The 21473-nt window shown below is 61.0% G+C and carries 22 protein-coding genes and 1 riboswitch; of the genes, 13 read left to right on the forward strand and 9 right to left on the reverse strand.

Annotated elements, in window-relative coordinates:
• The first annotated feature begins 62 nt into the window (after positions 1-62).
• The 3 genes from ACQRD3_RS10270 to ACQRD3_RS10280 all read left to right on the forward strand — a co-directional run bounded on the left by ACQRD3_RS10270 (position 63) and on the right by ACQRD3_RS10280 (position 2643).
• Positions 63-986, forward strand: a complete 924-nt coding sequence (locus ACQRD3_RS10270; RefSeq protein WP_080906938.1) for a transporter substrate-binding domain-containing protein — start codon at positions 63-65, stop codon at positions 984-986.
• Between the two features lie 78 nt (positions 987-1064).
• The gene (locus tag ACQRD3_RS10275; protein ID WP_080906905.1) at positions 1065-1901 is read left to right on the forward strand and encodes an amino acid ABC transporter permease; all 837 of its coding nucleotides are present in this window, start codon (positions 1065-1067) and stop codon (positions 1899-1901) included.
• Between the two features lies 1 nt (position 1902).
• Complete coding sequence (locus ACQRD3_RS10280; RefSeq protein WP_080906904.1) at positions 1903-2643, forward strand: amino acid ABC transporter ATP-binding protein; 741 nt, start codon at positions 1903-1905, stop codon at positions 2641-2643.
• A gap of 251 nt (positions 2644-2894) precedes the next feature.
• On the opposite strand, the gene ACQRD3_RS10285 is transcribed toward ACQRD3_RS10280, so the two are convergent.
• From ACQRD3_RS10285 to ACQRD3_RS10310, 6 genes are all read right to left on the reverse strand, one after another.
• Entirely contained in the window at positions 2895-3662 is a 768-nt protein-coding gene (locus ACQRD3_RS10285; protein ID WP_080906903.1) for an SDR family oxidoreductase, read from the reverse strand.
• Between the two features lie 191 nt (positions 3663-3853).
• On the reverse strand, positions 3854-4660 hold the full coding sequence (locus ACQRD3_RS10290; RefSeq protein WP_080906902.1) for an HAD-IIB family hydrolase: 807 nt from the start codon (positions 4658-4660) through the stop codon (positions 3854-3856).
• Positions 4661-4674: 14 nt separating this feature from the next.
• Entirely contained in the window at positions 4675-5256 is a 582-nt protein-coding gene (locus tag ACQRD3_RS10295) for an energy-coupled thiamine transporter ThiT (RefSeq protein ID WP_080906901.1), read from the reverse strand.
• Between the two features lie 77 nt (positions 5257-5333).
• A riboswitch (TPP riboswitch) is annotated at positions 5334-5451 on the reverse strand.
• Between the two features lie 83 nt (positions 5452-5534).
• A complete protein-coding gene (locus ACQRD3_RS10300) occupies positions 5535-6446 on the reverse strand; it encodes an RluA family pseudouridine synthase (RefSeq protein ID WP_427781345.1) in 912 nt (303 codons plus the stop codon).
• Positions 6433-6903: a signal peptidase II gene (gene lspA, locus ACQRD3_RS10305; protein WP_080906899.1), complete on the reverse strand. Its 471-nt coding sequence runs from the start codon at positions 6901-6903 to the stop codon at positions 6433-6435. Before lspA ends, ACQRD3_RS10300 begins: the two co-directional genes overlap by 14 nt.
• Positions 6904-6941: 38 nt before the next feature.
• On the reverse strand, positions 6942-8690 hold the full coding sequence (locus ACQRD3_RS10310) for an ABC transporter ATP-binding protein (protein ID WP_080906898.1): 1749 nt from the start codon (positions 8688-8690) through the stop codon (positions 6942-6944).
• 362 nt (positions 8691-9052) lie between these two features.
• On the opposite strand from ACQRD3_RS10310, the gene ACQRD3_RS10315 reads away from it, so the two are divergent.
• Positions 9053-9247: a hypothetical protein gene (locus tag ACQRD3_RS10315; RefSeq protein WP_143476595.1), complete on the forward strand. Its 195-nt coding sequence runs from the start codon at positions 9053-9055 to the stop codon at positions 9245-9247.
• Here the strand turns inward: ACQRD3_RS10315 and ACQRD3_RS10320 are convergent.
• Genes ACQRD3_RS10320 through ACQRD3_RS10330 form a run of 3 tightly spaced genes read right to left on the reverse strand, consistent with a single transcriptional unit; the run spans position 9244 to position 10454 of the window.
• Positions 9244-9921, reverse strand: coding sequence for a hypothetical protein (locus tag ACQRD3_RS10320; protein ID WP_427781346.1), 678 nt, complete (start codon positions 9919-9921; stop codon positions 9244-9246). The two genes, ACQRD3_RS10315 and ACQRD3_RS10320, sit on opposite strands and share 4 nt — an antisense overlap.
• Positions 9905-10219 (reverse strand): RNA polymerase sigma factor, encoded by a 315-nt coding sequence (locus tag ACQRD3_RS10325; protein ID WP_427781347.1) that lies wholly within the window; start codon positions 10217-10219, stop codon positions 9905-9907. Before ACQRD3_RS10325 ends, ACQRD3_RS10320 begins: the two co-directional genes overlap by 17 nt.
• Positions 10220-10247: 28 nt before the next feature.
• Positions 10248-10454 (reverse strand): sigma factor, encoded by a 207-nt coding sequence (locus tag ACQRD3_RS10330; protein WP_080906894.1) that lies wholly within the window; start codon positions 10452-10454, stop codon positions 10248-10250.
• 87 nt (positions 10455-10541) lie between these two features.
• Here ACQRD3_RS10330 and ACQRD3_RS10335 point away from each other — a divergent pair, with 87 nt between their 5' ends.
• The 9 genes from ACQRD3_RS10335 (at position 10542) to ACQRD3_RS10375 (ending at position 21427) form a co-directional block, all read left to right on the forward strand.
• On the forward strand, positions 10542-11468 hold the full coding sequence (locus ACQRD3_RS10335) for an AEC family transporter (RefSeq protein WP_080906893.1): 927 nt from the start codon (positions 10542-10544) through the stop codon (positions 11466-11468).
• A gap of 324 nt (positions 11469-11792) precedes the next feature.
• The gene (locus ACQRD3_RS10340) at positions 11793-12962 is read left to right on the forward strand and encodes a DEAD/DEAH box helicase (protein WP_427781348.1); all 1170 of its coding nucleotides are present in this window, start codon (positions 11793-11795) and stop codon (positions 12960-12962) included.
• A gap of 34 nt (positions 12963-12996) precedes the next feature.
• Positions 12997-13917 (forward strand): phosphatidylglycerol lysyltransferase domain-containing protein, encoded by a 921-nt coding sequence (locus tag ACQRD3_RS10345; protein WP_080906891.1) that lies wholly within the window; start codon positions 12997-12999, stop codon positions 13915-13917.
• Positions 13918-13971: 54 nt separating this feature from the next.
• Positions 13972-14850: a GNAT family N-acetyltransferase gene (locus tag ACQRD3_RS10350; protein ID WP_080906890.1), complete on the forward strand. Its 879-nt coding sequence runs from the start codon at positions 13972-13974 to the stop codon at positions 14848-14850.
• A gap of 290 nt (positions 14851-15140) precedes the next feature.
• A complete protein-coding gene (locus ACQRD3_RS10355; protein ID WP_080906889.1) occupies positions 15141-16076 on the forward strand; it encodes an ABC transporter permease in 936 nt (311 codons plus the stop codon).
• 1 nt (position 16077) lies between these two features.
• Entirely contained in the window at positions 16078-17382 is a 1305-nt protein-coding gene (locus ACQRD3_RS10360) for an ABC transporter permease (protein WP_080906888.1), read from the forward strand.
• 19 nt (positions 17383-17401) lie between these two features.
• Complete coding sequence (locus ACQRD3_RS10365) at positions 17402-18424, forward strand: ABC transporter ATP-binding protein (protein ID WP_080906887.1); 1023 nt, start codon at positions 17402-17404, stop codon at positions 18422-18424.
• Positions 18417-19442, forward strand: coding sequence for an ABC transporter ATP-binding protein (locus tag ACQRD3_RS10370; RefSeq protein ID WP_427781349.1), 1026 nt, complete (start codon positions 18417-18419; stop codon positions 19440-19442). The genes ACQRD3_RS10365 and ACQRD3_RS10370 overlap by 8 nt, the downstream gene beginning before the upstream one ends.
• Positions 19443-19648: 206 nt before the next feature.
• Positions 19649-21427, forward strand: a complete 1779-nt coding sequence (locus ACQRD3_RS10375) for a peptide ABC transporter substrate-binding protein (protein ID WP_427781350.1) — start codon at positions 19649-19651, stop codon at positions 21425-21427.
• The last annotated feature ends 46 nt before the right edge of the window (positions 21428-21473 follow it).

Below are 21473 nucleotides of genomic sequence, written 5' to 3' on the forward strand. Positions count from 1 at the left end.
GGCGCTTTTCATAGAAAAGCGCCCGTGTTTTTTGCTTGGGCACAGGAAAGGATTGTTTGGATATGAAAAAGAAGCTGTTTGCTCTGGCCCTGACCCTGGGCCTCACCCTCACCGCCTGCGGCGGCGGAGCCTCTACCGAGAGCGCTGCCCCCGCGGCCGTGGAAATCCCCGCCGTGGAGGATCTGACCGGCGTGGACACCAGCGCCATCCCCGGCGTGGAGGACGGCGTCCTCACCGTGGGAATGGAGTGTGCTTACGCCCCCTATAACTGGATGCAGGTCGACGACTCCAACGGCGCCGTGCCCATTGCCAACGTCCCCGGCTCCTACGCCAACGGCTATGACGTGATGATCGCCAAGCGCATCTGCGACGCCTATGGCTGGGAACTGGAAGTGGTCTCCTCCGCCTGGGACTCCCTCTGCCCCGCCATCCAGTCAGGCATGATGGACGCCAACATCGCCGGCCAGTCCATGACCGCCGACCGCATGGCCGAGGTCGACATGGCCGGCCCCTACTACTATGCCACCATCGTCTGCGTCACCACCAAGGACAGCAAGTACGCCAACGCTGCCTCCATCGCCGACTTGTCCGGCGGCACCTGCACCGCCCAGTCCGGCACCATCTGGTACGACTCCTGCCTCACCCAGATTGAGAACGCCAACCTGCTTCCCCCTGCTGAGACCGCTCCCGCCATGCTGATGCAGCTCCAGACCGGCACCGTGGACTTTATCTGCACCGATATGCCCACGGCCTTGGGCGCTGCCGCCAAGGATGACAACCTGGTCATCCTGAACTTCTCCGGCACCGACGGCGATTTCCGGTTTGCCGACGAGACCGAGCGGGCCGAGAACGTAAACATCGGCATGTCCGTGGCCAAGGGGAATACCGAACTGAAGGACGCCATGGATCGGGTCCTTTCCGCCCTCACCGAGGAGCACTTCAACGCCCTCATGGACCGGGCCATCGCCATCCAGCCCGAGATTTAAGACCTGCCTTATATATACCATCCCCGCCCCCGGCCCGGCACCGGGGGCGGGCTCTGCGCAAAGAAAGGAGCATTCCCCATGGAGATCTTCGCCAAGCTGGGCTACGATATGACCCGGCTCTGGAGTGCCTACTGGGTCAAATACCTGGGGGGCATGGGCAGCACCCTGGTCCTGGCCCTGGTGGCCACCCTCATCGGCTGCGTCATCGGCCTGGCCTGCGGAATCCTGAACACCATCCCCGTGGCCCGGCAGGACTCCGCCCCCAAGCGTTTTGGCCTCAAGCTGGTCCGCGCCCTGGTGCGGATCTATGTGGAGGTCTTTCGCGGCACCCCCATGGTCCTGCAGGCCGTGTTCATTTACTACGGCCTGCCCTATTTCACCAACAACTCCATGCGGTTTGACAACATCTGGGCCGCCGCCATCCTCATCGTCTCCATCAACACGGGCGCCTACATGGCCGAGTCCGTCCGGGGCGGCATCCTCTCCATCGACCCCGGCCAGACCGAGGGCGCCAAGGCCATCGGTATGACCCACTTCCAGACCATGACCAGCGTTATCCTGCCTCAGGCCCTGCGGAACATCATGCCGCAGATCGGCAACAACTTCATTATCAACGTGAAGGACACCTCGGTGATGTTCATCATCGGCTTCACCGAGTTTTTCGCCTTCCACCGCTATATCACCGGCGTGAACAACCTCTACTTCCCCTCCGCCGCCATCGAGATGATAGGCTATCTGACCATGACGCTCATCGCCTCTTTCCTCCTGCGGTGGATCGAGAAGCTGATGGACGGCTCGGACAGCTACAAGCTGGTCCAGGCCGACGCGCTCACCATGGCCGCCGGGACCTACCGCCACCCCAAAAAGGTGGAGGACACCCTGGAGCGCAACCTGGAACAAGAGAGGAGGATGTGACATGGCCGAACCCATCATTGCCGTGCGCCATCTGTCCAAGTCCTTCGGGGCCAACGTGGTGCTCCGGGACATCGACTTCACGGTCTCTTCCGGGGATGTGACCACCGTCATCGGGCCTTCCGGTTCCGGCAAGTCCACCCTCCTGCGGTGCATCAACCTGCTGGAGACCCCCACCTCCGGGAGCGTGATTTTTCACGACCAGGACGTGACCGGCCGGGGCGTCGACCCCGCCGCCTACCGCAGCAAGGTGGGCATGGTCTTTCAGTCCTTCAACCTCTTCAGCAACATGACGGTGCTGGACAACTGCACCGTGGGTCAGCGGAAGGTGCTGAAAAAAGACGCCGAGACCGCCCGGAAAAACGCCATCCGCTATCTGGAGCAGGTGGGGATGGCCCCCTACATCAACGCCCGCCCCCGACAGCTCTCCGGCGGCCAGAAGCAGCGGGTAGCCATCGCCCGGGCCCTGGCCATGGAACCCGAGGTGCTGCTCTTTGACGAGCCCACCTCCGCGCTGGATCCGGAGATGGTGGGGGAAGTCCTCTCCGTCATGCGGGACCTGGCCCGGGGAGGCATGACCATGATCGTGGTCACTCACGAGATGGCCTTCGCCCGGGACGTGAGCAATCACGTGGTCTTTATGGCCGATGGCGTCATTGCCGAGGAGGGCCTCCCCGGGGAGCTCTTTCAAGACCCGAAAAACCCCCGGACCCGGGAGTTCCTGGCCCGGTTCCGGGAAAACTAAACAAAAATTGAAAGCGCCGCCTGCCGAGAGGATCTCGGCAGGCGGCGTTTCAGCTTGTCAAAAAAGCCTCGCAGAGTTTCGCGCCCGCAGGCGCGAAAGAGGTGGGATCTGTTTTCTGCCGCGGCGTGTACGTGGCAGAAAACACCTCTCGGCCCGTAAGTGTGCGCATGGTCCGTCAAAGGCGGACCATGCGTGCGCGCGACGGGCTGCATCCTGCTCGAAAAAGTGGCGAAGCCACTTTTTCGACAGCCTCAGGGGCGCAGTCCGCTGCCGCCCTGCATGGTGATGGTTTCACCGGAGATATATTTGGCGGCGTCGCTGCACAGGAACACCGCGGTGCGGCCGATGTCCTTTTCGGGGTCGCCGAAGCGCCCGGCGGGGATGCCCTTGATGGTCTGCTCATAGACCGCGGGGTACTCCTCCCGCCACTTTTTGAGGGCGTCGGTGAGCACCAGGGGGCAGATGATGTTGCAGTTGATGCCGTCGGGGCCCCACTCGGTGGCGGCTACCCGGGTCATGCCCCGGATGCCCTCCTTGGCGGCGGCGTAGCTGCTCTGGCCCGGCTTGCCGAACAGGCCAGCGCCCGAGGCGAAGTTCACCACAGATCCCCGGGTCTTCTTGAGCTCGGGGTAACAGTGCTTCATGTAAAAGAAGGCGGCGTACAGCCCGGAGTAGATAGCCTGGTCGAACTGCTCCTTGGTGTGCTCGGCCAAAGGCACGCCGGAGGCGGAGTTTTGGGCGTTGTTGATGAGGAAGTCGATGCGGCCGAAGGTCTTGACGGCCTCCTCCACCACATGGGCCACCTGCTCCTCCACGCCGCCGTCGCACTGCATGGGCAGCACCTTGACGCCGTAGAGCCGCTCCAGCTCCTCCTGGGCGTCGGTGAGCTTCTTGACGTTCCGCCCGGTGATGACCAGGTCGACGCCCTCCTTGGCAAAGGCGGTGGACAGTCCGTATCCGATCCCGCCGCCCTTGCCGCCGCCGGTGATGATCGCAACCTTTCCCTGCATGGTCTCCATAACACGCTGCCTCCTTTGAAAAATTGCCGCGATCCAAATGATTTGGCTGATTCTGGAACGATCATAGCACAGTCCTGTTTAAATGACAAGTAGATTTTCTGGACCAATAAAAATTAGTTTGATACAAACACAGACCGGCAGGGCCGGGCCCCTCAGAGGCCCGGCCCTGCCGGTCTGCGGAACATTCATTTTTAATAAGTTTGGTCCAAAATCTCGATCAGGCTGGCCACAGCGCCCTCCTCGCAGGCGGGGAGCAGGCGGGCTCCCCAGTCCTTGACCTCTTTGGCGCAGTTGGCGGGGGCAAAGGGGATGGCAGAGACCTCCAGCATGGGGATGTCGTTTTGATTGTCTCCAATGCAGTAGATGTGTTCCCTCCGGATACCCAGCAGTTCGGCCAGCTTGAGCACCATCCCACCCTTGGTGCTCCCTTTGGCGGTGATCTCCAGCATGTGGGGGTTGGAGAAAATGGCCTCATAGCGCTCCGGCCAGTGGGACAGCAGGTCTGCCTGGGCCTTCAGCAGAAAGGGGTGATCCTGATGAAGGATGGCCTTGCCCCAGGGGAGGGGCATGGCGGAGATGGGGCACTCGGTGGCGCCGGTGCCCGCCTTGTTCAGGTGATACCAGGTCCAGAAATTGGGGTTCCAGATATAGATGTCCTCTCCGTGGTAGGCCTCCAGCCCCACCTGGGGATTGCGGGCGGTGAGGGCCTCCAGGTCGGCGGCAATGGTGGGGGCGATGGTGGTCTCCATCACCATGCGGTCGGCGGCGAAGTCGTAGAGCTGGGCGCCGTTGGAGAGGATGACAGGGGCGTTCACCGGCGTCAGGTGGAGAAAGGGGGCGAAGGTGCGGTGGGCCCGGCCGGTGGAGACGGTAAAGATGCCTCCTTCCGCCTCAAAGTAGGCCAGGGCCTCCAGGTTGGCCGGGGGAACAGCGCCCGCGGCACTGTAATAGGTCTCATCGAAATCGGTGGCCAGGAGCACGCCGTCGAATTTTCCCAAAGGGGTCCCTCCTCTTAACGGAGGTCCGCCCCCGTCAGATATTTGTGCATGGGCTTGTAGAGAATGGCGAAGATGATGAGGCACAGGGCCATGTCGATGACCATGTAAAAACCGTTGTAGAGCAGGGAGTAAAACCAGGGGGTGGTCATCGTCAGGTTGAAAAAGGTCTCGGGCATGTATTCGGCCCAGACCGTGGCGCCCACTACGTAGTGGACCAGGAACCGGGCGGCGGAGCCTGCCACGGTGCCCCAGAAGATGCCGCCCTTGCAGCCCCGGAAGAGACCGGCCAGGCCCAGGACGGTGAAGGCCACCAGATAGTCGCCTAGAATGGACTGCCAGCCCAAGGCAAAGCCGCCGTCATACATGAACTGGAGCACGCCCAGTACAAAGCCGGCCAGCAGGCCGCTGCCGGTGCCCCAACGGACGGCGAAGAGGAAAATGGGGAGCATGGACAGGCAAATGGAGCCGCCCCAGGGCATTTCCCAGATCTTGATGAAGCTCAGGATCTGAGCCAAAACGACCATCAGGCCCCCCTCGCAGAGCCTGCGCACGGCCAGATACTTCCGGGAACGGGATCTTGTCGCTGTGTTTTCCATCGTTTCTTTTTCTCCTTTTGAAAAAAGTACCGCAAGCGCAAACCGGGGAAGGCGCATTGCGGTACGAAAAAGAGACGATGTGTCACCAAATCGCTTCCTACGCCGGCATTACCCGGATCAGGTTCAAGGGACCGGGAGCGGCACTACACTCCTGCATCTCAGCCGGACTTGCGTCCAGCGCCCCTGTATTCAGTTTGTCCTTACGGCCTGTGAATTATTTTATACCAAAAGCGGGGGGATTGTCAAGGCGCGGTGGGGAAAAGAGACCAAAACGGGAATCATTTCCGCTCCAGCCGGTCCAAAACCGCCTGGAACCAGTCAGGCAGGGGGCACTCCACCGTCACCCGCTCCCCGGTGCGGGGGTGGAGAAAGGAGAGCTTTTTGGCGTGGAGGCACTGACCCGCCAGACCGGGGACCGGTTTTTTGCCTCCGTAGACCACATCCCCCAGCAGAGGGTGCCCGATAGAGGCCAGATGGACCCGGATCTGGTGGGTGCGGCCGGTCTCCAGGCGGCACTTCACATAGGTGTGGCCGGGGTAGCGGGCCAGCACCTCCCAGTGGGTCACGGCGCTCCGGCCGTTTTTGGGGTCGACGGCCATCCGCTTTCGGTCTGTGGGGTGGCGGCCGATGGGGGCGTCCACCGTCCCGGCATCCTCCTTCAGGCTGCCCACCGCCACGGCGCGGTATTCCCGGCAGAGGCTGTGATCCTGAAGCTGGGCGGCCAGGGCCAGGTGGGCAGGATCGTTTTTGGCGGCGATGATGAGCCCTGAGGTGTCCCGGTCGATGCGGTGGACGATGCCCGGGCGGAGCTGGCCGTTGATCCCGGAGAGGCTGCTGCCGCAGTGGTAGAGCAGGGCGTTGACCAAAGTGCCGTCCGGATGGCCGGGAGCGGGATGGACCACCAGCCCCACCGGCTTGTTGACCACGATGACGTCGGCGTCCTCATAGACCACGTCCAGAGGGATGTCCTGGGGGAGCACGTCGATGGGGGCCGGGTCGGGGATACAGAGGGTGTAGCCCTCCCCCGGAAGAGTCCTGCGGTTTTTCTTCACCGCCTGGCCCTGCTGGAGGACCTTCCCCTCCTCCAGCAGCCGCTGGGCGGCCGAGCGGGTGAGCTCCGGGAGGCTGCGGGCCAGGAACTGGTCGACGCGCTCCCCTTCCCGGTCGGCGATGAGCTCAAGGGGCGTCATGGCGGGCCTCCTTCTGCTTGTCATAGAAAAACAGAACGTAGATCACCATGAGAATGCCGCCCGTCACCACGCAGATGTCCGCCACGTTAAAGACGGCGAAATCCATAAAGGTGGTGGCGAACATGTCGGTGACAAAGCCCAGAAAGACCCGGTCGATGAGGTTGCCCACCGCTCCGCCCAGGATCAGGGCCAGGGAGAGCCGGCCCAGCGGCCGGGTGAAAAGTTTGCGTGCCATCAGCACTGCCACCGCCACAGAGGCGAGCAGGGAGATCAGCGCCAGCAGCCAGGTCAGAGAGGAAAAGCTGGAGAAGGCCGCCCCGGTGTTCTGGATGTAGGTCAGCTCCATGATCCCCGGAAGAAAGGGGATGGACTGGCCCAGGGGGATGGAGGCTCGAACCCAGGCTTTCACCGACTGGTCAATAACAACCAGGACTGCGGCAAGAAGATAATACAGCATGGAATCAAATCCTTTCGGGATGTGGGCAGAAGGAGCGCTCAGGACAGCTCCTGGGCGCGGCAGAGCCTGGCGAATTCCCCGTCCCTGGCCACCAGCTCGTCCCAGGTGCCCAGCTCGGCCACATGATTGTCGTCGATGACGGCGATGCGGTGGGCCGAGCGGATGGTGGACAGCCGGTGGGCGATGATGAGGGTGGTACGGCCTTGGGCCAGGGCGTCGAAGGCCCCCTGGATGCGGTGCTCGGTGACGGTGTCCAGGGCGGAGGTGGCCTCGTCCAGGATGAGCACCGGGGGATCCTTCAAAAAGACCCGGGCGATGGAGACCCGCTGCTTCTGTCCGCCGGAGAGCATCACGCCCCGCTCTCCCACATAGGTCTGGAAGCCGTCGGGCATGGCCATCACGTCGTCGTAGAGCTCGGCCTTCCGGGCGGCGGCGTAGACCTCCTCGGCGGTGGCGTCCGGCCGGCCGTAGGCGATGTTGTCGAAGATGGTGCCCGCGAAGAGGAACACGTCCTGCTGGACGATCCCGATGTTTTTCCGCAGGGAGGTCAGGGTCAGGTCCCGCACGTCCCGGCCGTCCACCCGGATGTCGCCTCCGGTGACGTCGTAGAACCGGGGGATGAGCTGGCAGAGGGTGGATTTGCCGCCCCCGGAGGGGCCCACCACCGCCACCGTCTCTCCGGGGGCGATGTGGAGGTCGATCTTCTCCAGCACGGGAGGCTGGCCGGGGCCGTAGGAGAAGGACACGCTGTCCAGGTCGATCTGTCCCTTGACCGTCCCGGCGTCGGCGGCGCCGGGGGCGTCGGTGATCTCGGGGTCGGTCCGCATCAGCTCCACGAACCGGGTGAAGCCCGCCATCCCCTGCATGAACTGCTCTACAAAGGCGGAGAGCTTGCGGATGGGGGTGATGAAGGTGGTGACGTAGAGGGAGAAGGTGATGAGATCGGTGTAGTCCATCTCCCCCAGCATGATAAAGTAGCCGCCCACGGCGATGACCACCACGGACATGATGCCCACGCACAGCTCCATGCCCGACTGATAGAGGGCCATGGCCTTGTAGTAGTTCCGCTTGGCGCCGCGGAACTGGTCGTTGGAGGCCTCGAACTTCCGCTTCTCCTCCCCTTCGTTGGCAAAGGCCTGGGCGGTGCGGATGCCGGAGAGAGAGGACTCCACTTCCCCGTTGATGACGGCCAGCTTGCCCTTCACCCCCACGGAGACCCGGCTCATCCGGCGGCGCTGAAAGACGGTAAAGACGATGAACAGGGGCACCACGGCAAAGACGGCCAGGGCCAGCTCCCACCGGATGGTGCACATGACGCAGAAGGCGCCGATGAGGGTCACCGAGGAGATGAACAGATCCTCGGGGCCGTGGTGGGCCAGCTCTCCGATCTCGAAGAGGTCGCCGGTGACCCGGCTCATGAGCTGACCGGTGCGGTTTTTGTCAAAAAAGGAGAAGGACAGGGTCTGCATGTGCTCGAAGAGGTCCCGCCGGATGTCGGCTTCGATGTTGACCCCCATCAGATGGCCCCAGAAGGTAACGATAAAGTACATCCCGCCCTTCAAAAGATAGGCCAGGACCATGAGGACCATGACAGTGAAGAAGGTCTGGAACAGCCCCTGAGGCAGCAGTGCCTGCATGGACAGGCGGGAGACGTAGGGGAACACCAGATCCACCAGGCAGATCACCAGGGCGCAGAACAGATCCAGCAGAAAGAGTTTCATATGGGGCTTATAGTAAGACGCAAAAATGGCCAGATGGCCGTGGGTTTTCATCTCTTGGGCAGTCATGGAGAGCCTCCGTTCTTGGATTTTCAGGGCTTTAATAGTATATCCCAAAGAATGGAGTGGTGTCAACTTGCGGGGCAAAAGAGAAAGCCCCCGGCGGGGCAAAAGCGCCGCCGGGGGGAGAGAGGCGGTCAGAGGGAGGGGGGAACGTTGTCAGAAATGCCGCTGGGCGGGGGCGGCAAACCGTCCCCGGATTTTAGAATTCCTTTGAACAAGCAGACCCCGGACAGGGAGGAACAGAGCGTCAGCAAATTGCTTTCCGCCCGAACAAGAAAATTGGGCATATGCAGTCCTTTGCATAGCTGATAAATGAATCCAAAGGCAAAGAGGCAGACGATTGCAAGGAAGAGGGGACGGGCGGAAAAATGGAATCGAATTTGCCCGGGGCAGGACAGGGCACTGACAAATACTCCAAAGTCTGCCCACAGAAGAAAGAGAAACAGGATGGAAAAAACCGGAGAATAGTAGCTGGAAAAGTAACCTTGCAAGTTATGAATCAGAAAGCTGAACAAAAAGAAACACAACAAAAGATTTTATTTGCATTCTTCATGAAAAATTAGGACCGATATTGGTACATGATTTTTACTGCGTCCTCTATGGGATTTTTAAGAGCTGCACCTTTATACATGAAAAAAACACTCATTCTATAAATACTGGAAAGCGTTTCGTGCCCCATAACTCTTTCCTTTACATAAAGGGCTGTCGTATTCCCAAACGGTGCATCCACTTTGGCCTGCCCCGCAGCGGCAGCGGCTAAAACACCTGCTATTTGTCCACTGAGTCCGGGAATTGCATTCCCTATTGCAAGACCTGTGATACCGGCCAGTGCAGCTACAGTAAAGCTGCTGACGCTATTATTGAGTTCCACATCCCACACCCGGTCAGCATTTGAAATGTGTTTGGCATAGTCGTTTCGTGTTCCAAATGGACAATTTTCCACATATGTCCATCCGGTAATAGGCATAATGCCATCAAAGGCATCATGTTTGACTGTGGCCAACTTCTCGTCACCGGAAAAGATATCATCTCCGATTCGATAAAATTCAATGCCATCTATATTGCGGAAGGGCTCCTTCAGCATCCGCGCCCTCCGGCGGAGATATCGGGGGGAAAAGATTGGCTCGGGCAGGACGGCGGCGTCCGTGTCCATGATCCGGTCCCAGTCCGTCCGTTGGGCGCCCAGAAGAGCATAGCGGAGGATGCGGTCAAACTCGGCGTTACTTAAAATGTCCACGTTCGTAGCCCCCTTCCTTCAGCTTTTCACTCCGCAAGGCCCGCCCCCGGTTGACGCGCATCCTGACCGCGCCCTCGCTGAGGCCCAGTTTACGGGCGATGCTCTCGTCGCTCCATTCCCAGAGGAATTTTAGCTCCGGAATCTCCCGGCAAGCTTCCGGCAGGGCGGACACCCGCCCCGCCAGCGCCCGATAATGAGCCTGGCTCTCCATATCCTCCGGGGTGGGCGCGTCCCAGTTTTCCGGCAGGGCCGCGCCCCGGTTCTCCTTTTCCAAATTGTCCAGAGAGACGTTCTTCACTATCCTAACGGTCCAGCGTCTGATTTCGTCACGTTTTTTGAAAAATAATTTTAAATTCCTCAAAATGGTTGATGACGCGCAAAAACGCCTCGTGCACCGCCTCCTCCGCCAGGGCGGGGCTGTGGAGAATATTCAGCGCCACGGCGTAGAGCTTTCGCTCGTACCGGCAGTAAAACGCCGTAAACAGCGCCTTGTTGTCGTCCCCCTCCAGGAGGGAGAGATAAAGCATCAGCATGGCCCGGCGTTTTCTTCCAATTTTTATGATAGCATTTTTAAAAAAAGTATGATATAATACATTGATTTTTCAAAAGGTCGTGTGGGGATGCTGGAGCATTTTCTGGTGGTGCTGGGACAGGTGACCACCCTTTTTCTTCTGATGGGGATCGGATTTTTTCTGGGAAAAACGGGCAGGCTTTCTCTGGTGGGAACCGGAGAGATGTCCTTCCTGCTCATGTATATCGTCACGCCGTGCATCATCGTGGGCTCCTTCCAGACCGACTGGGAGGGGGAAACGCTCCGCACCCTGGCGGTGGGGACGGCGGCTCTGGCTGTATGCTACGGCGTCTACATACTAATCTCGCTGTTCCTTTTTCGAGACAAGCCCGCCGACCTCCAGGCCCCTCTGCGATTTGGATGCATTTACGGCAACACTGGGTTTATGGGTCTGCCCCTGGTGCGGGCGGTGCTGGGAGAGGAAGCCCTCATCTTTGCGGTGGTGTCCATGGTGGTATTCAATGTCCTCTGCTGGACCCACGGGGTCATTCTGATGGGGGGAAAGGGTGCGTTTTCGCCCAAAAAGATCGTGCTGAATCCCGGGGTGATCGCTGTGGCAATCGGGCTTCCCTTGTTCCTGCTGCGGCTGCGGCTGCCGGGACCGCTCTACAACGCCGTGGGTTTTGTAGGGGATCTTAACACCCCCCTGGCCATGGTGGTCATCGGTGCGCAGATGTCCCGGGCCGACCTGCTGAGCACGTTCCGGGGGAAGGAGCTGTATGCGGCTTCTGCCGTCAAGCTGCTGCTCATGCCGGCGGTCACCGCCCTCCTGCTCCTGCGGCTCCATCTGGACCCCTTGTTTTACTCCGCCACGGTGATTCTGGCCGCCGCCCCGACGGCGGGCATCACCAGCATGTTTGCGGAGCGTTTCGGGCGGGATTCCGCCCGGGCGGCCCAGCTGGTGAGCCTGTCCACCCTGCTGTCCATTCTCACGCTTCCCGTAGTGGGAGTGGCCGCCCAGATCCTGGGGGGGTAGTTCTTCCCCGCCGAATGACAGAACGCCCGCCTCCTGTTCAGGAGGCGGGCGTTTTCTCTTATGGTCAGACTTGAGCCGGGTCCACGGAGCGTTCGTCTCCGGCGGCGGATTCGGGCGGTTCGGCATTTCCCCGGCGGGGGTGGGAGCGGCGGATTCCCCTTTGCCTCGTCCGCTCCGCCGAACAGCTGCCCGGGACACAGAAGCGCCCTAGGCGCAGAAACCGGACCGCTGCACTCTTGCGTGATGCGAAAGAATATGTTAGACTGTATTTTGTAAAATAATGTATACCATACGAAAAGCTGTCAGAAAGGGTATGTACCCAACATGGAAATCAACGGAGAACAGGTAAGTGAGATCAAGCGCTATGATGAATTGGGGCTCTCCCCGGAATTGATGCGGGCCATCGAGAAGAAGGGCTACGTCCAGGCCACCCCGGTCCAGTCGGGGGCCATCCCCTACTTCATGGCGGGACGGGACGTGATCGCCAAGGCCCCAACCGGCACGGGAAAGACCTTTGCTTTTGGAATTCCCATGGTGGAGCACGCCGATCCCGAGGGCACCGACGTCACCGGCCTGGTGCTGGCTCCCACCCGGGAGCTGGCCATTCAGATCCAGGATGAGATCCGGGATCTGTGCGCCTTCAAGGAGGGCGTGCGGGTGGTCTGCCTCTACGGCGGGCAGCCCATCGACAAGCAGATCACCCAGCTGAAGAAGCGGCCCCAGATCGTGGTGGCCACCCCCGGGCGGCTCATGGATCACATGAAGCGGCGCACCGTGCGGCTGGACCATGTGGAGACTGTGGTGCTGGACGAGGCCGACCGGATGCTGGACATGGGCTTCATCCGGGACGTGACCCACATTCTGGACCAGATCAAGTCCCGGAAGAACATTGGCATGTTCTCGGCCACCATCTCCCGGGAGGTGATGGACATCTCCTGGGTGTATCAGCGCGACCCGGTGGAGATCACAGTCCAGGCCGACGTGGACAACAAGCCGGACATCGACCAGTACCGCATCGAGGTGGACCGGGGGGCCAAGGCCGAACTGATGCTCCAGCTTTTGAGCCACGGGGGCTACGAGCGGGCCATTGCCTTCTGCAATACCAAGAACATGACCGACCGGCTCACGGGGCTGCTGCGGATGGGCGGGGTCACCTGTGAGGCCATCCACGGCGACATCCAGCAGGCGGTGCGGGAAAAGACTCTGAACCGCTTCCGGGAGGGAAAGCTCCAGGTGCTGGTGGCCACCGACGTGGCCGCCCGTGGCCTGGACATCGACGATGTAGACGCGGTATTCAACTACGACGTTCCCGACGAGAATGAGTACTATGTCCACCGCATCGGCCGTACCGGGCGGGCCAAGCGCCACGGCGTGGCCTATACGTTCCTCTCCGGCATCAACGAGACCCTGCGGATGGACCAGATCGTCAAGGGCACCCGCAACCAGGTGAAAAAGCTCCGCTATGAGCGGGGCACCCTGGAAGAGATCCATTAAAAACAAAGATCCAACGAAGGAGTCTTTCCATCTTATGATCACATTCCAAACGCCTGTGCCCGCCGACAAAGCCTGGGTGGACGCCCATCTGGCCCGCGGCAACTACCGGGGCTGCGAGTACAGCTTTACCAATCTCTTTGCCTGGGCCCCGGCCTATGAGCAGAAGATCGCCGAAGTGGACGGATTTTTGACGGCCCGCCTTCGCGGAAACCTCGGCTGCGGCTACCTCTGGCCTGCGGGGGACGGGGACCTGGATCGGGTCCTGACCGATCTGGAGGCCGACGCCAAAGAGCGGGACAAGCCTTTTCGGCTGGTCTGCCTCACCCCCCGGCAGGTGGAGGAGCTGGAGGCTCTGCGCCCTGGACAGTTTATCTTTACCGCCGACCGGGACGGGTTCGACTACCTCTATGAGATCGACAAGCTGGCCGACCTGGGCGGGCGGAAGCTCCACTCCAAGCGCAATCACTGCAAGCGCTTTGAGGAGGCCAATCCCACCTGGACCTACGAGGATATGACCCCCGCCGCTCTGTGCGAGTGCATCGAGATGGACGCCGAGTGGGACCGCCGCAGCCGTGAGAGGGAGGGGATCGAAGAGGCCCGGGACATGACCAATGAGAAGAAGGCCCTCCTGCTGGCCGCCCAGCACTTTGAAGAGCTGGGGCTGGAGGGCGGCATCATCCGGGTGTACGGCGAGGTGGTGGCCTTCTCTATGGGAGACCTCCTCTCCACGGATACCTTTGACGTCCACTTTGAAAAGGCATACAGCGAACTGCAGGGAGCCTTTGCCATGATCAACCGGGAGTTTGCCCGGCGGGTGCGCCAGCGCCACCCCGGCGTCCGCTACCTCAATCGGGAGGACGACATGGGCGTGGAGGGCCTGAGGAAGGCCAAGGAGTCCTATTACCCGGATCTGATGGTGGAAAAGCACAGCGCCGTGAGAAAAACGGAGGCCTGAGGGCCCCTGGCGGCGAAAGACAGGAGTATTCAGGACGGAAAGGAAGGGAACGGAATGGTGGAAATGCGTGCCTCCCGACGGGAGGAGATCCCCCGGCTGAAAGAACTGTGGCGGGCCGCCTTCGGCGATCCGGACACCTATATCGACTACTTTTTTGACCGCCTCTACACGCCGGAGCGGATGCTGCTGCTGGCGGAGGACGGGGTTCCCATGACCATGCTGGCGCTGCTGCCCATGACCTTTTCCGACCGGGAGGGAAAGCCCGCCCGCATGTCCTATATCTACGCCCTGGCCACAGCGCCGGAGGCGCGGCTGAAGGGATACGGCCGCCAGCTTCTGAACTATGCCGACTACTACGCCCGCCGTCTGGGGGCCGACTGCATCTCCACCGTCCCGGCGGAGCCCAGCCTCCACCGCTTTTTTGGCACGGTGGGATTTCAGGAGTGTTTTTCCACCCGGAAGGTGGAATTCCTGCGCCAGCGGCTGCAAAAGCCGTCGGAGGGCGACTCCATCGTCCCGGCACAGGCTGGGGAATACAACGCTTTGCGCTGCCGCCTGCTCCGGGGGATCCCCCATCTGGCCTGCGCCGACGAGCTGGTCGAGTACCAGAAGGGGCTGTCCCGCATGGAGGGGGCGGACATCTACCTCCTCTCTGCCGCCGGGCAGGAGGGCTGCGCCGCCGTGGAGTATCTCAATGAGGACACCGTCCTGGTCAAGGAGCTTATCATTGCCCCCGAGGCCATGCCGGCCGCCGCGGCTCAGATCGCCCTCCGCCATCCGGCCATCCGCTACCACTTCCGCACCCCCGCTCCATGGGTGGGTCTGCCTGGAAGCTACATCCAGCCTTTTGCGATGGTGAAGTGGTATGACGACGAAAAACGCAAGACCTGGAGTCCCGATGCAAACTGTTATATGGGGCTGGCATTCGACTAAAAACGGCAGAAAACAAGATTCCAAAAAATGCAGGCAGAAATTTTTCTGCCTGCATTTGTGCTTCGCTGAAGAACAAAAAAACCGGAAATGACGGCCACAGATGGACGCCTGGTAGGACGGCTGTCCGCGGTATGAGGACAAATGTAGGGAAGGAACGGTTTCAGGAATAATTTTAAAGGGGATCAAACCTTGACGGGACAATTAGTTTGCGATAAAATAGACAAACCGTTTGGCGTGGGGGGGCAAAAATGTTTGTCATTCCCACCAAGTGAATCTTAGGGAGTGACAAAATGGCAAAATATATTTTAAAGCGTGTGCTGATGGCGCTGCTTACCATCTTTGCGGTCGCCACGCTCACATTTTTTCTGATGAAGGCGGTCCCCGGAAACCCCTTCCTCAGCGAAAAAAATCCCCCCCAGTCGGTCATCAACGCCCTCAATGAGAAGTACGGACTGGACAAGCCCCTGTCGACCCAGTACAAGATCTACATGGGTAATCTGGTCAAGGGAGATCTGGGCGTCTCGGTGAAGATGCAGAAGAACTACCCGGTGATCCGCATCATCTCCGACATGTTCCCCACCTCGGCCAAGATCGGCGCCATCGCCATCTGCTGGGCGCTGCTGGTGGGCGTTCTGCTGGGCTGTATCTCGGCCTATTACCGCGGAAGGGCGGCGGACTCCACGCTGCGGGTGGTGTGTACCGTCGGTATTTCCATGCCCTCCTTCGTGGTGGCAACGCTGCTGCTGCTGCTGTTGTGCGGCGATGGAAAGCCGTTCCCCACCATCTTCCAGGCGGGGAACTGGCGCAGCTATGTGCTGCCCTGCCTGGCGCTGGGCTTCTACCCCATGTGCTATATCGCCCGGCAGACCCGTACGTCCATGCTGGACGCTCTGAATCAGGAGTACATCAAGACTGCGCGGGCCAAGGGACTGGTGACCCGCTCCATCATTTTCAAGCACGCCCTTCGGAACGCGTTCATCCCGGTGCTCACCTATCTGGGCCCCCAGATCGCCTTCACCCTCTGCGGCGGCTTCGTGGTGGAGACCGTGTTCACCATCCCCGGGCTGGGCCGCTACTTTGTTCAGTCCATTTCCAACCGGGATTACCCGGTCATCATGGGCACAACCATTTTCCTCGCGGCATTCGTCATCATCATGAATCTGGTGGTGGACCTCCTCTACAAGGTGGTCGACCCCCGGATCAATCTGGGAAAGGAGAACGGCTGATATGGATGAAAAAAAGACCCCGATCCGCAAGCCCTTCTCCCTGCGGCTGAACGAGGAGGCTTTTGACTTCGGAAGCCTCTCCGCCGACGATTTCGGCTCGGCGGGCAAAGAGGAAAAGGCGGGCTTCATTCCCGACCGCCCCCCCACGTCCTACTGGAAGGACGCCTGGCGGCGGATGCGGAAAAATGCCGTGGCCATGGTCGCCCTGGTGATCGTGGCGCTGGTGGTGCTCTTTGCCTTTGTGGGACCCATGCTGGTCCCCTACCGCTACGACCAGTTTATCAACGACGCCAAAAACCTGCATCCCTGGCACTACTCTCTGGAGGATCAGGAACGGCTGGCCGCAGCCAAGCTCTCCCCGGAGGAGGCCCTGGAAAAGGCCCGGGAGGAGGCCAAGGCCGAGGGCCGGAAGCTCTCCCTCACCGAGGAGGCCACCATCAAGGCCCGGGCCAAGCTCTCCGGCGGGGCGGATGACGGTGAGCTTCGCAGGGAGCTGGGCATCAAGGTCAAGCTCTTCGGCTACTCCAACGCCGAACTGGAGCGGATCGCCGCAGGCGAGAAGGTATTCCCCCACATTTTCGGCACCGACGGCTTCGGCCGGGACATCATGGTGCGCACCATGATGGGCGCCCGGGTGTCCCTGCTGGTGGGCGTGTGCGCAGCCCTGCTGGTGCTCGTCATCGGCGCGCTGTACGGCTCCATTTCCGGCTACGCCGGCGGCATGGTGGACGCTGTGATGCAGCGCATCGTGGAGATTATCCAGTCGGTGCCCGAGGTGCTGGTCATTCTGCTCATTTCCGTGGTGCTCAAAGAGCGCTTCAACGCCACCCTCTCCACGGCGGGCGGCGTGGTGGGCCTGCTGTTCAACACGGTGGGCACCAACGTCATCGCCATGTTTATCGCCTTCGGCGCCCTCTACTGGGTGACTATGTCCCGGATCATCCGCGGCCAGATCCTCCAGCTCAAGCAGCAGGAGTATGTCACCGCCGTCCGGGCCCTGGGCGGCAAGGGAAGGCGGATCATCACCAAGCATCTGCTCCCCAACTGCATCGGCCAGATCGTCACCACCACCTTCCTTCAGATCCCCTCCGCCATCTTCCTGGAGTCCTTCCTGAGCTACCTGGGCGTGGGCGTGGATACCCCCATGACCTCTCTGGGCTCCATGTGTTCCGACGCCCTGGGCGGCATGACCACCTACCCCGAGCGGCTCATCATTCCCGCCATCATCCTGAGCGTCATGATCCTGTGCCTGAACCTGGTGGGCGACGGCCTGCGGGACGCGCTGGATCCGAAACTGAAGAAATAAGAAAGGAGGAGACAACCAAATGAGCGAAAAGAAAAGCGAACACCTGCTGGAAGTAGATGACCTGCACGTCTCCTTCTTCACCCCCGCCGGCGAAGTGAAGGCGGTGGGCGGCATCACCTATACCCTGGATGAGGACGAGGTCATGGGCATCGTGGGCGAGTCCGGATCCGGCAAGAGTGTGGAGGCCTATTCCATCATGGGCCTTCTCCAGTCCCCCGGCAAAGTCATCGCCGGTTCCATCACGTTCGAAGGGGAGGATGTGCTGGCCAAGGACAAGAAGGAGATGACCGCCTTCCGGGGCAACCGGGCGGCGATGATCTTCCAGAATCCCATGACCAGCCTCAATCCCGTCTACACCATCGGCAATCAGCTCATTGAGGCGCTGAAGGCCCATGACAAGGAGATTCCCAAGGAAGAGGCCGCCAAGCGGGCCATGGAGATGCTCACCATGGTGGGCATCAACAACGTCGAACAGCGGATGAAGCAGTATCCCCACGAGCTCTCCGGCGGCATGCGCCAGCGGGTGATGATCGCCATGGGTCTCATCTGCCATCCCAAGCTCCTCATCGCCGACGAGCCCACCACTGCCCTGGACGTGACCATTCAGGCGCAGATCCTGGAGCTGATGAAGTCCCTCCAGGCGCAGACCCACATGGGCATTATTTTCATCACCCACAACCTGGGCGTGGTGGCCGAGATCTGCGACAAGGTCTGCGTCATGTACGCCGGAAAGATGGTGGAGCAGGGTCCGGTGGACGACATCTTCTACTCTCCCGCCCATCCCTATACCGAGGGTCTCCTGCGCTCCATGCCCCGGGTGGACGCCGAGAGCCATGAGCGGCTCATCCCCATTGAGGGCACCCCGGTGGATATGCTCAATCCCCCCGAGGGCTGTCCCTTTGCCCCCCGGTGCGAGCACTGTATGAAGATCTGCCTGCAAAAGATGCCCCCCTATGTGGATGTGGGCGAAGAGCACCGCTCCGCCTGCTGGCTCCGGGTGCAGGAAGCGCTGGAGAAGAAGGAGGGCGGAGAGAATGGCTGAAAAGCTGCTGGAGGTCAAAAACCTCACAAAATATTTTCCCGTAAAGGGCATGAAGGGCCCCGGGGTCCAGGCCGTGGAGAACGTGAACCTGTATATTGAAAAGGGCGAGACCCTGGGCCTGGTGGGCGAATCCGGCTGCGGCAAGACCACTCTGGGCCGGACCATCCTCCGGCTCCATGAGCCAACCTCCGGCCAGATCATCTACGGCGGGGAGACCATTTATCAGCGGGAGTACCCCTTCGAGCGGCAGGCCGACGGCACGCTGGTGAAGAAGAGCGTGCCCCACGCCAAGGCGGTGGATATGTTCCCTTTGCGCCGCAAGATGCAGATCATTTTCCAGGATCCCGCCGCCTCCCTGGACCCCCGCATGACGGTGGGCGACATCATCGGCGAGGCCATCGACATTCACCATCTGGCGGAAAACCGCGCCCAGCGCACCGCGCGCATCAAGGAGCTGCTGGGCCGGGTGGGGCTGAACACCGAGCACGCCAACCGTTTCCCCCACGAGTTCTCCGGCGGGCAGCAGCAGCGGGTGGGCATCGCCCGGGCCCTGGCGGTGCAGCCTGAGTTCATCGTCTGCGACGAGCCCATCTCCGCGCTGGATGTGTCCATCCAGTCCCAGGTGGTGAACATGCTGGAGGATATGCAGCAGGAGATGGGACTGACCTATCTCTTCATCGCCCATGACCTGTCCGTGGTGCGCCACATCTCCAGCCGGATCGGCGTCATGTACCTGGGCTCGCTGGTGGAACTGGCCGAGAGCTATGAGCTCAACCGCAATCCCCTCCACCCCTATACCAAGACGCTGCTCTCCGCCGTACCCGTGCCTGACCCCGAGGTCAGCCGCACCCGGCAGCGCATCGTGCTGGAGGGCGACATCCCCTCTCCCATGAACCCGCCCAAGGGCTGCCGGTTCCACACCCGCTGCCCCTACGCCACCGACCTCTGTAAGCAGGAGACCCCAGTCTTCAAGGAGCACGAGAAGGGTCACTGGGCGGCCTGCCACCTGCTGGACTGAGCGCTGCCCGAAGGGCCATGGAACGGACCTGACATTTGTTGTTTTGAAAAGACGCGAAAGGGCCGCGATTTAACACTTTTGAAACAATTCACTTTACAACTTGTGCGCTGCGTGCTACAATACAAATAATTGCAGCACAGAAACCTGGTGTATCTCGCTCAAACCGGGCGACAATGATACAAATCTGAATTGGAGGTACAAATCGCATGAAGAAACTAGTCTCTCTTGCCCTCGTCTCCGCGATGGGCCTGTCTCTGCTGGCCGGCTGCGGCGGCGGAAAGCCCGCTGAAAGCGCTGCTCCCGCAGACAGCTCCGCTCCCGCCGCGGAGGGCTTCAACCTGAATGTCTGTGTGGCTTCCGAGCCCCAGACCATCGACCCCGCCCTCAGCTCCTCTGTGGACGGCACCATCATGACCCAGCATATGTTCGAAGGCCTCATGAAGTGGGCCGACAGCGGCGAGGCCGTCGAGGGCGTGAGCAACGCCACCCAGGCCAAGCTGGTGGAGGGCCAGGCCAAGTCCTATGAGAAGAAGGACAACGGCGACGGCACCGTCACTTACACCTTCAAGCTCCGCGACGACATCAAGTGGAGCGACGGCAAGGACGTCACCGCCGGTGACTTCGTCTATGCCTGGCGCCGTCTGGCCACTCCTGCCACCGCCGCCGACTACTGCTACATGATCGACATGGTGAAGAACTATGACGTGGTCAATGCCGGGACTCCCACCGGTGAGATGGAGACCGTGAAGGACGCCGACGGCAATGAAGTGCAGCAGGAGAAGATGGATTACGCCGATCCCTCCGAGCTGGGCGTGTCCGCTCCCGACGACAAGACCTTCGTGGTGGAGCTGACCTACGACTGCCCCTACTTCCTGGAGGTCTGCGCCTTCCCCGCCACCCTGCCGGTGCGCGAGGATGTGGTCTCCGCCAACCCCGACGGCTGGACCCATGACGTGGCCACTTACATCTCCAACGGCGCTTACACCCTGACCCAGTGGGATCACAATGCCCAGATCGTCATGGCCAAGAACGAGCATTACTATGACGCCGACAAGATGGGCCCCGACACCATCACCTTTAAGCTGATGGACAACGACAACGCCATCCTGACCTCTTACAACTCCGGCGAGCTGGACTTCATCGAGAACGTCCCTGTGGACGAGATCCCCACCCTGCTGGGCGACGGCAAGCTGAGCATCGTCCCCTACATCGGCACCTATTATGTCTGCTACAACACCGAGGCCGCTCCCTTTGACGACTGGCGGGTGCGCAAGGCCTTCACTCTGGCCATCGACAGCCAGTACATCGTGGAGAACGTGACCCAGACCGGTCAGCTCCCCGCCACCGGCTTCGTGCCCTCCGGCGTGTCTGACGTGGACGCCACCGCCGACTTCCGTACCGTGGGCGGCGACTACTGGACCGCTCCCACCACCGACGAGCAGTACCAGAAGAACGTGGCCGAGGCCAAGCAGCTGCTGGCCGACGCCGGCTATCCCGACGGCGCCGGCTTCCCCACCGTTACCTACACCTACAACACCAACGACAACCACAAGAAGATCGGCGAGGCCCTGCAGCAGCAGTGGCAGACCGCTCTGGGCGTGAGCGTGAAGCTGGAGAACCAGGACTGGTCCGTGTTCCTGGAGAACCGGAAGCAGGGCAACTACCAGATCGCCCGTAACGGCTGGATCGCCGACTACAACGACCCCATCTCCTTCCTGGATATGTGGCTCACCGGCGGCGGCAACAACGACGCCCAGTACTCCAACGCCGACTATGATGCCGCCATTGCCGAGGCCAAGTCCACCGCTGATCCCGCTGCCCGCATGGCCGCCATGCACAAGGCCGAGGATCAGATCATCGGCAAGGACTGGGCTCTGGGCCCCATCTACTTCTACACCCAGAAGTACATGCTCAACGACGCTGTCAAGGGTATGTATTACACCCCCCTGGGCTACTTCTTCTTCGGCAACACTACCAAGGGCTGAGTGAAAAGAAGCGATTGACCGCGGAGAGCGGCCGTCTACGGACGGC

Origin of the sequence: Candidatus Pseudoscillospira sp. SGI.172 (assembly GCF_050313575.1) — a bacterium.
Classification (GTDB): Bacteria; Bacillota; Clostridia; order Oscillospirales; family Oscillospiraceae; genus Vermiculatibacterium.